10 protein-coding genes and 1 pseudogene are annotated in these 11,439 nt (G+C 72.8%); 6 read left to right on the forward strand and 5 right to left on the reverse strand.

Annotated elements, in window-relative coordinates:
* Nucleotides 1-49 precede the first annotated feature (49 nt).
* Genes ACK8GG_RS11515 through ACK8GG_RS11530 form a run of 4 tightly spaced genes read right to left on the reverse strand, consistent with a single transcriptional unit; the run spans nucleotide 50 to nucleotide 4,402 of the window.
* A complete protein-coding gene (locus ACK8GG_RS11515) occupies nucleotides 50-1,210 on the reverse strand; it encodes an acyl-CoA dehydrogenase family protein (protein WP_440352326.1) in 1,161 nt (386 codons plus the stop codon).
* Complete coding sequence (locus ACK8GG_RS11520) at nucleotides 1,207-2,970, reverse strand: acyclic terpene utilization AtuA family protein (protein ID WP_440352327.1); 1,764 nt, start codon at nucleotides 2,968-2,970, stop codon at nucleotides 1,207-1,209. The genes ACK8GG_RS11515 and ACK8GG_RS11520 overlap by 4 nt, the downstream gene beginning before the upstream one ends.
* Nucleotides 2,967-3,785: a TIGR03084 family metal-binding protein gene (locus ACK8GG_RS11525; protein ID WP_440352328.1), complete on the reverse strand. Its 819-nt coding sequence runs from the start codon at nucleotides 3,783-3,785 to the stop codon at nucleotides 2,967-2,969. Before ACK8GG_RS11525 ends, ACK8GG_RS11520 begins: the two co-directional genes overlap by 4 nt.
* A gap of 11 nt (nucleotides 3,786-3,796) precedes the next feature.
* Nucleotides 3,797-4,402 (reverse strand): TetR/AcrR family transcriptional regulator, encoded by a 606-nt coding sequence (locus ACK8GG_RS11530; RefSeq protein WP_440352329.1) that lies wholly within the window; start codon nucleotides 4,400-4,402, stop codon nucleotides 3,797-3,799.
* Nucleotides 4,403-4,512: 110 nt separating this feature from the next.
* Here ACK8GG_RS11530 and aroA point away from each other — a divergent pair, with 110 nt between their 5' ends.
* The gene (gene aroA, locus ACK8GG_RS11535) at nucleotides 4,513-5,790 is read left to right on the forward strand and encodes a 3-phosphoshikimate 1-carboxyvinyltransferase (protein WP_440356279.1); all 1,278 of its coding nucleotides are present in this window, start codon (nucleotides 4,513-4,515) and stop codon (nucleotides 5,788-5,790) included.
* A 58-nt stretch (nucleotides 5,791-5,848) separates the two neighbouring features.
* Here the strand turns inward: aroA and ACK8GG_RS11540 are convergent, their stop codons facing one another.
* Nucleotides 5,849-6,526, reverse strand: coding sequence for a Crp/Fnr family transcriptional regulator (locus ACK8GG_RS11540; protein WP_440349306.1), 678 nt, complete (start codon nucleotides 6,524-6,526; stop codon nucleotides 5,849-5,851).
* Between the two features lie 329 nt (nucleotides 6,527-6,855).
* Between ACK8GG_RS11540 and ACK8GG_RS11545 the strand changes: the two genes are divergently transcribed.
* From ACK8GG_RS11545 to ACK8GG_RS11565, 5 genes and pseudogenes are all read left to right on the forward strand, one after another.
* The gene (locus ACK8GG_RS11545; RefSeq protein WP_440356280.1) at nucleotides 6,856-7,986 is read left to right on the forward strand and encodes a CapA family protein; all 1,131 of its coding nucleotides are present in this window, start codon (nucleotides 6,856-6,858) and stop codon (nucleotides 7,984-7,986) included.
* A 120-nt stretch (nucleotides 7,987-8,106) separates the two neighbouring features.
* A complete protein-coding gene (gene nth, locus ACK8GG_RS11550) occupies nucleotides 8,107-8,832 on the forward strand; it encodes an endonuclease III (protein WP_440349794.1) in 726 nt (241 codons plus the stop codon).
* On the forward strand, nucleotides 8,829-9,428 hold the full coding sequence (locus ACK8GG_RS11555; protein WP_440356281.1) for a TlpA family protein disulfide reductase: 600 nt from the start codon (nucleotides 8,829-8,831) through the stop codon (nucleotides 9,426-9,428). Before nth ends, ACK8GG_RS11555 begins: the two co-directional genes overlap by 4 nt.
* A pseudogene (locus ACK8GG_RS11560) lies at nucleotides 9,425-10,090 on the forward strand (NUDIX hydrolase); the annotation flags it as partial. The gene ACK8GG_RS11555 and the pseudogene ACK8GG_RS11560, both read left to right, overlap by 4 nt.
* Before the next feature lie 148 nt (nucleotides 10,091-10,238).
* The gene (locus ACK8GG_RS11565) at nucleotides 10,239-11,417 is read left to right on the forward strand and encodes a MarP family serine protease (RefSeq protein ID WP_440356282.1); all 1,179 of its coding nucleotides are present in this window, start codon (nucleotides 10,239-10,241) and stop codon (nucleotides 11,415-11,417) included.
* Nucleotides 11,418-11,439: the final 22 nt, after the last annotated feature.

Genomic DNA, 11,439 nt, shown 5'->3' on the forward strand with positions numbered 1-11,439 from the left:
TTCGCCCGGAACTGGTCGCCGCGCGGGTCGACCGCGCTGTTGATGACGCTCACAGGCCGATTCCCTTCACGATGATCTCGTTCATGATTTCGGTGGCCCCGCCGCCGATGCCGAGGATCCGGGCGTCGCGGTAGTGCCGCTCCACCTCCGCCTCACGCATGTAGCCGAAGCCGCCGTGCAGCTGCACCGCCTCGCTGACCACCCACTCGCAGGCCGCCACCGAGGCGTTCTTGGCCCGCGCGACCTCGGTGAAGACCTGCTCGCCGGCGGCCGCCCGGGCCGCCACCGCGTGCGTGTACGTCCGCGCCACGTCCACCCGGGTCGACATCTCGGCGAGCTTGTGACGCACCACCTGCCGCTTCGCCAGCGGCCGGCCGAACGTCTCCCGCTGCCGGCACCACTCGATCGTCAGATCCAGGCAGCGCTGGGCAGTCGCGTACGCCTGCACCGCCAGCGAGATCCGCTCCGCGGCGAAGTTCTGCATGATGGCGAAGAAACCCGAGTTCTCCGCCCCGACCAGGTTGGCCCGCGGCACCCGTACGTCGGAGAAGGCCAGCTCGGCGGTGTCCGAGCAGTGCCAGCCGAGCTTCTCCAGCTTGCGCCCGACGGTGAAGCCGGGGGTGTTCTTGTCGATCACCAGCAGCGAGATCGCGCTCGCCCCCGGCTCGTCGCCGGTGCGCACCGCCGTGGTGACGAAGTCGGCCCGCACCCCGCTGGTGATGTAGGTCTTCGCGCCGTTGACGATGTAGTGGTCGCCGTCCAGGCGGGCGGTGGTGCGGATGCCCGCCACATCGGAGCCGCCGTCCGGCTCGGTGACCGCCAGTGAGCCGATCAGTTCACCGGCGAGCGTCGGGCGGACGTACCGGTCGATCAGTGCGTCGGCTCCGTCGGCGCCGAACTGGGCGGCCTGCACCATGTGCGGCAGCGAGATGCCGTGGGTGAACAGCGCCGCGATCAGCCCCGACGAAGCACCGGCGTAGAGGATCTCCTCGTTCACCGCGACCATGTCGAGCAGGTCGCCGCCGCTGCCGCCGTACGCCTCGGGGAAGCCGATGCCGAGCAGCCCCACCTTGGCGGTGGCGCGGTGCAGGTCGCGGGGGAGTTCCCCGGCCCGCTCCCACCCGTCGAGGTGGGGAACGATCTCCCGGGTCACGAAGGAGCGGGTCAGTTCGCGCAACTGGCGCCGTTCGGGGGTGTCGATCAGATTCACGCGATCTCCTCGGGGGCGGGGGAGGGGAGGTCGACGATGCGGGACCGCAGCAGCTCCCCGAGGGCCTTGGCCTGCGGGTCGAAGCGGGTGGAGGCGGCCACCCCCTGACCGAGCAGGCCGTGCAGCACGAAGTTGACGGCGCGCAGGTTCGGCAGCTCGTGCCGGTCGATCTGCAGGTCGGCCGCCTCCGGCAGCAGCTCGCGCAGCCGGTCGGTGGTGAGGAACGTCCGCAGCCAGGCGTGCCCGGCGTCGTCGCGGGCCCAGACGCCGAGGTTGGCGTTGCCGCCCTTGTCGCCGGAGCGGGCCCCGACCAGCTCGCCGAGCGGCCCGCGGCGGGTTGCCGTCGTGGTGCTGCCGGCGGTCATGGCCGCGGCTGCGGTGGTGGTTTCGGCTGTGGTCTGCGGCGACGGCCCATCGGCGGTCGCCGGGTCGGCGCCGGTTTCGGCCGACGGGTCGGCGGTGACGCTGGCCGGGGGGATGTCGCGGCGCTCGCCCGAGGGGAGGACGGCGACGTGCGGCACCGTCTCCTGGGGGACGAAGTCGGCGCTGAAGACCGCGTACGGGGTGGCCCGGCCGGGGACGGTGGTGAGCGTGCAGCCGGGGTAGGAGGCGAGCGCCAGCTCGACCGCAGCCGATGAGAACGCCCGGCCGGAGCGCTTGCCGTCGCTGTCGCGCAGGTGCACGTGCAGCAGCGCGCTCGCCGCCTCGGTGTCGGCCGAGTCCGGGTGGTCGGTGCGGGCCAGCACGAACTCCAGCCCTTCGGCGCCGACCGCCTCGGTCAGCTGCTCCCGCACCAGCGCGGCCTTCGCCTCGATGTCGAGTCCGCAGAGGACGAAGGTCATCGAGTTGCGGAAACCGCCGAGGTTGTTGATGCCGACCTTGACGGTGGCCGGCGGGGGGAGGCCGCGGGTGCCGCTGACCCGGACCCGGTCGGGGCCGTCGGCGGTCAGCTCGACCGTCTCCAGCCGGGTGACCACGTCCGGGCCGAGGTAGTGCGGGCCGCCCACCTCGTAGAGCAGCTGGGCGGTGACGGTCTCGGGGGTGACCGCGCCGCCGGTGCCCGGGTGCTTGGTGATCACGGTGGAGCCGTCGGCGGCGATCTCCGCGATCGGGAAGCCGGGGCGGCGCGCGCCGTCGGGCAGTTCGGTGAAGAAGCTGAAGTTGCCGCCGGTGACCTGCGCGCCGCACTCGATCAGGTGCCCGGCGACGGTCGCCCCGGCCAGGGCGTCGAAGTCGGTGCGCGACCAGCCGAAGTGGGCGATCGCCGGGCCGACCGCCAGCGAGGCGTCGGTGACCCGGCCGGTCACCACGATGTCCGCGCCGGCCCGCAGGCACTCGGCGATCCCGAACCCGCCCAGGTACGCGTTCGCGGTGAGCGCGTCCGGCCGGGCCAGCTTGTCGCCTTCGACGTGGGCGACCTTGGCGTCCAGCCCGAGCCGTTCGGTGAGCCGGCGAAGCTCGTCGGCGAGCCCGGCGGGGTTGAGGCCACCGGCGTTGGTGACGAGCCGTACGCCGCGCTCCAGGGCGGTGCCGAGGCAGGTCTCCAGCTGGCGCAGGAACGTCTTGGCGTAGCCGAGGTTCGCGTCGCGCAGCTGGTCCTTGCCGAGAATCAGCATCGTCAGCTCGGCGAGGTAGTCGCCGGTGAGGACGTCCAGATCACCGCCGTCGAGCATCTCCTGCCAGGCCGCGAACCGGTCGCCGTAGAAGCCGGAGGCGTTGCCGATGCGCAGTACGCCGGGGTCGGCGCCGATGCCGCTCATGCCGGCACCTCACCGTCGACGGCGCCGGCCGGGGCACCGAGCGGTGCACGGCCGGGGCCGGGCGGGCCGGCGAAGGCCTGGGCGATGTCCAGCCAGCGGTCGGCGACCGCCCCAGTGGCGGTCAGCGCCAGGTCGTCGCGGTGCCGGCGCTGGGTGACCAGCAGGCAGAAGTCCAGCGCGCTGCCGGTGACCCGGTCCGCCGCCTCCTCCGGCCCGAAGGTCCAGAGCGTGCCGTCCGGCGCGGTCAGCTCGACCCGTACGGACTCGGTGGGCTCCGGGTCGCCGTTGGCGCTGAAGGCGTGCTTGAGCGTACGGCTGCCCAGGTAGGCGATGTGCTGCAGCCGTCCGGTCGGGGTGCGCTCGACGCCGAGTGCGTCGGCGACGTCCTGGCCGTGTGCCCAGGTCTCCATGATCCGTGCGGTGACCATCGAGGCGGCCGACATCTGGGTGCCGAACCAGGGCAGCTTCATCCCCGGCGGCACCTCGGTCAGCGCCTTGGCCAGCGTCTCGCGCCCGGCCCGCCAGCGCGGCAGCAGCTCGGCCGGTGGTGCCAGCCACGCCGTCGCGGCCTCGTCCACATAGGTCTCCGGGTTGCTGATCATGTCGGTGACCGAGGAGAAGAAGGCGTTCATGTCGGTGGCCGCGAGCGTCGCCATGTGGTCGGTCCAGGCGAGATGGGCGATCTGGTGACCGACGGACCAGCCGGGCGAGGGTGTGGGGCGGGCCCAGCCGGCCTCGTCGCACGAGGTCACGGTCGCGTCCAGGTCGGCCGATTCGGCGTCCAGGTCAGCGAGGAGGGGGGCGAGGTCAACCATCATGCCTCCGGTCAGGGCTTGAGCAGTGCGGCGAGTTGCTGCTTCCAGTACTGGAGCAGGGCGGTACGTCGCGTCGAGTCGTCGGTGAGCAGGTTCGCCACGCCGAGGCCGCGCATCAGGTCGAGCGTGGTCTGCACCGATTCCCGTACGCCCGGACGGCGCTGGTCCACCCCGAGCAGTTCGACGGTGAGGCGGTGCATCTCCCGGCCGAGCCGGTTCTCCAGGGGGAGCAGCGCGGCGCGCAGTTCGGCGTCGGTGCGGGCGGCGACCCAGAGCTCCAGCGCGGCGACGAAGAGCGGCCCGGTGAATGCCGCGGCCAGCAGATCGATCACCTGGTCCAGCCGTTCGGCCCCCTCGGGCAGCGCCTCGGCCTCGCGGCGCAGTTCGGTGGCGCGCCGCTCGGCGATGTGACCGACGGCGGCGGTGACCAGCGCCGCCTTGGTGGGGTAGTGGTGCAGCTGCGCCCCGCGGGAGACCCCGGCGCGCGCGGCGACGACCGTGGTGGTGGTGCCGGACCAGCCCCGCTCCACCAGGCAATCGACCGTCGCCTCCAGCAGCCGGGCCTGGGTGGCGCGGCTGCGCTCCTGCTGCGGGGTGCGGGCTGTGGTGTCGGTCACGCCGACAGCCTGCCTCGCCCGAAACAAACAGTCAAGCCTGACTTTTTCTGGCCCGGGTCGTGGGTGGGATCACCGGGGCCGGTGCGCGGTCGGCGCGGGACAATGCCGGGGTGGCTCCTCCCTTTGAAGGTTTCCCCGACGTCCTCGCCGTCGCCCCGCTGACCGCCGCCCCGGACGTGACGCTCCGCCCACCGGGCTCCAAGAGCATCACCAACCGGGCGCTGCTCTGCGCCGCCCTGGCCCCGGGGCGCAGCGTGCTGCGCGGCGCGCTCTTCGCCGACGACACCCGTGCAATGCTCGGCGCGATCGCCGGCCTCGGCGCGGGCGTCGGCGCCGACGAGGAAGGCGCCACCGTCACCGTGGACGGGATCGACCCCCGGGCCACCGCCACCGGTGGCACCCTCGACGCCCGGCAGTCCGGCACCACCTCCCGGTTCGTGCTGCCCGTCGCGGCGCTCGGCGCAGGCCGTACCGTCGTCGACGGCGCCGCCCAGCTGCGTGCCCGCCCCTTCGGGCCGCTGATCGATGCGCTGCGCGACCTCGGCGCCGAGGTCACCGAGGAGGGTGAGCCCGGCCGGCTGCCGGTGGCCGTCCGCGGCCCGGTCCGCGGTGGCGAGGTCGACCTGCCGGGACACCTCTCCAGCCAGTTCATCTCCGGGCTGCTGATGGCGGGACCGCTGATGCGCGACGGGCTGCGGATGCGGCTCACCTCGGAGCTGGTCTCGGTGCCGTACCTGGACATGACCGTCGCGGTGATGGCGGCCTTCGGAGTCGACGCCGAACGGCTCGCGGTCGCGCCCGGGGCGTACCGGCCGGCCGACTACGCGGTCGAGCCCGACGCGAGCGCCGCGTCCTACCTGCTCGCCGCCGCTGCCATCACCGGCGGCCGGGTCACCGTCGACGGGCTCGGCGCGGGCAGCCTCCAGGGCGACGTCGCCTTCGCCGACGCGCTGGAGCGGATGGGGGCGCGGGTCGAGCGGCACGCCGACCGGATCACCGTCACCGGGACCGGCACCCTGCGCGGGATCGACATCGACATGGCCGACATCTCCGACACCGCCCAGACCCTCGCCGCCGTCGCCGTCTTCGCCGACGGCCCCACCCGGGTACGCGGCATCGGCTTCATCCGCGGCAAGGAGACCGACCGCATCCACGCCGTCGTCACCGAGTTGCGCCGCGCCGGCATCGACGCCGTTGAACACGACGACGGTTTCACCGTCAACCCGGGTACGCCGAGCCCGACCCGCTTCGCCACCTACGACGACCACCGGATGGCGATGAGCCTGGCGCTGCTCGGCCTGCGGGTGCCCGGCATCGAGATCGCCGACCCGGGTTGCGTCGCCAAGACGTACCCGGGCTACTTCACCGACCTCGACCGACTGCGCTGAGCGGGAACGCGAAACGGGACCACCCCCCAGGGGGCGGTCCCGTTTCGCGGTGATCAGGTCAGACGCGGGCGCGGCGGGCCAGGCGCTCCGGGTCCAGGATGATGATGCTCTTGCCGTCCAGGCGCAGCCAGCCGCGCGAGGCGAAGTCGGCCAGGGCCTTGTTGACGGTCTCCCGGGAGGCGCCGACGAGCTGGGCGATCTCCTCCTGGGTCAGGTCGTGGGTGACGCGCAGGACGCCGCCGTCACGGGTGCCGAAACGGCCGGCCATCTGGAGCAGGTTCTTGGCGACCCGGCCCGGCACGTCGGTGAAGATCAGGTCGGCGAGGGAGTCGTTGGTACGGCGCAGCCGGCGGGCGAGCACCCGCAGCAGCTGCTCGGCGATCTCCGGGCGGTTGTTCAGCCACGGGCGCAGTGCCTGCTTGCGCAGCCGGACCAGCCGGGCGTCGGTCACGGCGGTGGCGGTCGCCGTACGCGGTCCGGGGTCGAAGAGCGACAGCTCGCCCAGCATGTCGGACGGGCCCACCAGCGCGATGAGGTTCTGTCGGCCGTCGGCTGCCCGGCGACCGAGCTTCATCTTCCCGCTCAGCAGGATGTAGAGGCTGTCGCCCGGCTCGCCCTCGTTGAAGACGACCTCACCCTTGCGGATGTTGATCGTCTCCATCTCCTTGGCGAGCGCCTCTGCCGCTTCGGGCTCGACCCCCTGGAAGATCCCGCTGCGTGCCAGCACTTCATCCATCGCGCACCTCCGCCTGCGCGTGCCGTCCGTCGGCCGGGTCCGCCGGTCGCTGGATCCCTCGCGCGCCGACAAGTCTAGGCGCATGTGAGCAGGAATCGGAGGTCCACCCCTGGAATGTTGATCCCCGGGGGTAACCGCTCCGACCCGGTCCGCCGTTACTATTGCCGACCGCCCGTCACATACTACTTCCGGTAGTCGTTTGATGACCGATGGCTGGTAGCCCAATTCGACCCGGAGGTTCCCATGCGCCGGATCTGTACGGTCGGTCGCATCGTCTACCCGGAGGGCGGGGGTCCGAACCTCCCGGGGACCAGGTAGCTTCGCCTGCGATGTCGACTCCAGGTGCTCGCGGCCGTACCGCTCTGATCTGCGGCCTTCTTCTCGTCCTTCTCACCGGCTGCGCCGACAGCGGCGAGGGTCCCCGGTGGGAGCCCGGCGCCGCCGCGCCGCAGACAGCCGGCTCCTCGGCGCCGCAGGCGACAACCGCCGCGCCCGCGCCGGTCACGCTCTCGGCCACCGGGGACATCATCATGGGCAACGCCCCGTCCCGGCTGCCCGCCGACGACGGCAAGGGCTTCTTCGACTCGGTCACCAAGGCGCTCGCCGCCGACCTGGTCATGGGGAACCTCGAGGAGCCGCTGACCGTCGACACCGGCACCGGCAAGTGCGGTGCCGACGCCACCGACTGCTACCAGTTCCGCGCGCCGCCGTCGTACGCCGCCCACCTGCGCGACGCCGGCTTCCAGGTGCTCAACATCGCCAACAACCACGGGTACGACTTCGGTGCCGCCGGCTACGCCAACACGCAGGCCGCTCTCGAGGAGCACGGCCTGCAGCACACCGGGCCGCCGGAGCAGATCACCCTCACCGAGGTCGGCGGCCTGACGATCGCCAACGTCGGCTTCTCGCCGTACTTCTGGGGCAACAGCGTGGTCGACATCACCGCCGGCAAGAAGCTGGTGGCCGAGGCCGCCGAGCTGGCCGATCTCGTGGTGGTCCAGGCGCACATGGGGGCCGAGGGGACCGACCGCACCCGGGTCACCTTCGAGACCGAGACCTTCTTCGGCGAGAACCGCGGCAACCCGGTCGCCTTCTCCCGGGCCATGGTCGACGCCGGCGCCGACCTGATCGTCGGGCACGGCCCGCACGTGCTGCGCGGCATGGAGTTCTACAAGGGCAAGCTGATCGCCTACAGCCTCGGCAACTTCGCCGGCGGCGGTGGCACCCTCAGCACCCGGGCCGAACTCGGCTGGGGCGGAGTGCTGCGGGTCTCGCTCAACCCGGACGGATCCTGGGCCGGCGGCGAGTTCCGCTCCACGTACATGGACGGCGCCGGGCTGCCCCGGATGGACGCCGACGCCCGCGGACTGCAGTTGATCGAGCGGGTCAGCGGGGCGGACTTCCCGGAGAGCGCGCCCCAGTTCGGCCCCGACGGCCGGATCACGCCGCCGGCGAGCTGACGCGACCCGTCGGGCGGGTCGACCGGCGTGTCGGGGTGGCGACGTAGGCTGGCCGATGTGACCGGCACTTCCCTCGGCAGCGCCGAAACCGAGCTCGCCCGTACGCGCCGAGCCCGCCGGATGGGGCGGGAACTGGCCGCGACGCACCCTGACGCGCACTGCGAACTGGACCACGAGAACCCGTTGCAGCTGGCGGTCGCCACGATCCTCTCCGCCCAGTGCACCGACAAGCGGGTCAACGAGGTCACCCCGGCGCTCTTCGCCCGCTACCCGAAGGCCGCCGACTACGCCGCGGCCGACCGGGCCGAGCTGGAGGAGCTGATCCGCCCGACCGGCTTTTTCCGCAACAAGACCGACGCCCTGATCAAGCTCGGCCAGGCGCTCGTCGAGCGGCACGGCGGCGAAATCCCCGGCAAGCTCGCCGAGCTGGTGGCCCTGCCCGGCATCGGCCGCAAGACGGCGAACGTCATCCTCGGCAACGCCTTTGGCGTCCCCGGCATCACCGTCGACACCCACTTCCAGCGACTGGTGCGCCGCTGGGGCTGGACCGACGAGACGGACCCGGTGAAGATCGAGCATGCGGTGGGGGCGATTTTCCCGCGCCGCGACTGGACGATGCTCTCGCACCAGGTGATCTTCCACGGCCGCCGGGTCTGCCACGCGCGCAAACCCGCCTGCGGGGCCTGCACCCTGGCCCGGCTCTGCCCGTCGTACGGCACCGGGCCGACCGAGCAGCGCGCCGCGGCGAAGCTGCTCAAGGGCCCGCGCGCCCCGGAGCTGGCCGTCGCGGCCGGCGTGCCCGCCGAGTACGTGCCGGCCAAGGCCGTCCAGGCGGACGCGCCGTGATCCGCCGTCTCGCCGCCCTGGCCCTGCCGCTGCTACTCCTCGCCGGCTGCGGTGGGGACGCCGAACCAGCGCCGTCGCAGCCGTCGGCGCCGATCCCCTTTGCGGCCTGCGCCGGCCTGACCACCGCACCGGCCGTCGGACCCGCGGACACCACCGCAGCCGCCGGCACCGCACCGGTGGAGCTGCCCTCGTTCGGGCTGGCCTGCTTCAACGGTGGCGAGGAGATCGTCCTCGCCGACCTGCGCGGTCCTGCCGTCGTCAACCTCTGGGCCTCGTGGTGCCCGCCCTGCCGCAAGGAGCTGCCCGCCTTCCAGCGGCTCGCCGAGCGCGCCGACGGGCGGCTGCACGTCATCGGCGTCAACGCCGCCGACGACCGGGAAGCCGCGCGGGCCCTCGGCGAGCGCTACGGCCTCACCTTCCCCAACCTCTTCGACGGCGACGACCAGCTCCGGGGCGCCTTCGGCCGCAACTTCCTGCCGATGACCCTGCTGGTCGACGCCGAAGGCCAGGTGCGCCATCTTGATTCCTCCGGTGCGCTCGACGACGCTGCGCTCGACGCGCTGATCGGGCAGTATCTCGGGGTGGAGCTCTCATGACCGAACCCAAGCTGCCGACCTGGTGCTACCCACTGCTGCCCCGGGTGCGCGAGTCGCGTACCCGGGATTTCACCCGGCTGGAGACGCCCGAGCGCGGCGGCCGGGACAGCGCCGTGCTGGTGCTGCTCGGCGAGGATCCCCGGACCGGCCCCGACCTGCTGGTGCTGCAGCGCGCCGCGAGGATGCGCAACCACGCCGGGCAGCCCGCGTTCCCCGGTGGGGCCGCCGATCCCGGCGACGCCGACTCGGCTGCCACCGCCCTGCGGGAGGCGAACGAGGAGGTGGGGCTCGATCCGGCCAGCGTGACGCTCCTGGCCGAGTTGCCGAAGCTCTGGATCCCGATCAGCGACTTCGTCGTCACGCCGGTGCTGGCGTGGTGGCACACGCCCCATCCGGTGCACCCCCGCGAACCGGCCGAGGTCGCCCACGTCGCCCGGCTGCCGATCGCCGAACTGGTCGACCCCGACAACCGCTGCCAGGTACGCCACCCCAGCGGCTACATCGGGCCCGCCTTCCAGGCCCGCGGCATGCTCGTCTGGGGCTTCACCGCCGGCGTGATCTCGGCGCTGCTGGAGATGGGCGGCTGGGCCCGGCCCTGGCCCCGGGACCGGGTCGTGGACCTGCCCGCCACCGAGGCGCTGCCCGCCACCCCGGCCGCCGGGCCTACAGCCAAGACCACGGCATCCACGGCCAAGACCCACGGGCCCGCGACCAAGACCGCCGGGTCCGCCGCAGGGCCTGAACGAGCCGAACATCGCAGGTCCTGGCCGCATCAGGGCGACGTGAGCGCTGCGCCCGTACCCTGAACGGGTGTCGGTCGTTGATGTGGTGCTCGTGGTGCTCATGCTGCTCTTCGCCATCAGCGGCTACCGGCAGGGCTTCGTCGTCGGCGCGCTCTCCTTCAGCGGGTTCTTCGTCGGGGCGCTGATCGGACTCCAGGTCGGCCCGCTGGCCGCCCGGCAGTTCGACGACCCGGCCGGGCGGGTGGTCGTCTCGCTCGTCACCATCTTCGGTCTCGCCGTTCTCGGTCAGGCGCTCGCCGGCTGGGTCGGCTCCCACCTGCGGCACGCGATCAGCAGCCGGGCCGGCCGCCGCCTCGACGACGCCGGCGGCGCGTTCGTCTCCCTGGTCGCCGTCCTCTTCGTCGCCTGGCTGGTGGCCGTCCCGCTCGGCTCGTCGGCCATCCCCGGCCTGGCCGGCGCGGTGCGCAACAGCGCGGTGCTCGGCGCCGTCGACCGGGTGATGCCCGACCAGGCGCAGCGCTTCTCCACCGCGCTGCGCGACACCGTCGACACCAACGGCTTCCCGGAGGTCTTCCGGGGCCTGTCGCCCACCCGGGCCCGGCAGGTCTCCCCACCGGATCCGGCCCTGATCGGCTCGCAGGTGGTGGCGAACAGCCGCCAGTCGGTGGTGAAGGTCCTCGGCAGCGCGCCGGACTGCTCCCGGCGGATCGAGGGCACCGGCTTCGTCTACGCCTCGGAACGGGTGATGACCAACGCCCACGTGGTGGCCGGCACCCGCAGCCTCACCGTCGAACTCGACGACCGCCGGTACGACGGCCGGGTCGTCGTCTACGACCCGGACCGCGACCTCGCGGTGCTCTATGTGCCCGGCCTGACCGCGCCGGTGCTGGACTTCGAGCCCCGCAGAGCCGACACCGGCACCGACGCGATCGTCGTCGGTTTCCCGTTGGACGGGCCCTTCGACGCCCAGTCCGCCCGCATCCGGGACGTCGACCGGATCACCGGCCCCGACATCTACGAGTCCAGCGATGTCACCCGGGAGATCTACACGATCCGGGCGCTGGTGCGCAGCGGCAACTCCGGTGGTCCGCTGCTCGACTCCGACGGCGCGGTGCTCGGCGTGATCTTCGCGGCCGCCGCCGACGACCCCAACACCGGATTCGCGGTCACCGCGACCGAAGCGCAGCCGGTCGCGAAGGCGGGGGCCGGACGTACCCGGGCAGTGGAGACCGGCAAGTGCACGTGAAATCCTCGCCGCACCGGGCCGG

The organism is Melissospora conviva (genome assembly GCF_049523535.1).
Classification (GTDB): domain Bacteria; phylum Actinomycetota; class Actinomycetes; order Mycobacteriales; family Micromonosporaceae; genus Melissospora; species Melissospora conviva.

What these genes read in the sequence shown, in the direction of transcription:
- ACK8GG_RS11520 (WP_440352327.1), bottom strand. Translation starts at nt 2,970, where the DNA reads ATGAGCGGCATCGGCGCCGACCCCGGCGTACTGCGCATCGGCAACGCC.
- ACK8GG_RS11545 (WP_440356280.1), top strand. Translation starts at nt 6,856, where the DNA reads ATGTCGACTCCAGGTGCTCGCGGCCGTACCGCTCTGATCTGCGGCCTT.
- nth (WP_440349794.1), top strand. Translation starts at nt 8,107, where the DNA reads ATGGGGCGGGAACTGGCCGCGACGCACCCTGACGCGCACTGCGAACTG.
- ACK8GG_RS11525 (WP_440352328.1), bottom strand. Translation starts at nt 3,785, where the DNA reads ATGGTTGACCTCGCCCCCCTCCTCGCTGACCTGGACGCCGAATCGGCC.
- ACK8GG_RS11540 (WP_440349306.1), bottom strand. Translation starts at nt 6,526, where the DNA reads ATGGATGAAGTGCTGGCACGCAGCGGGATCTTCCAGGGGGTCGAGCCC.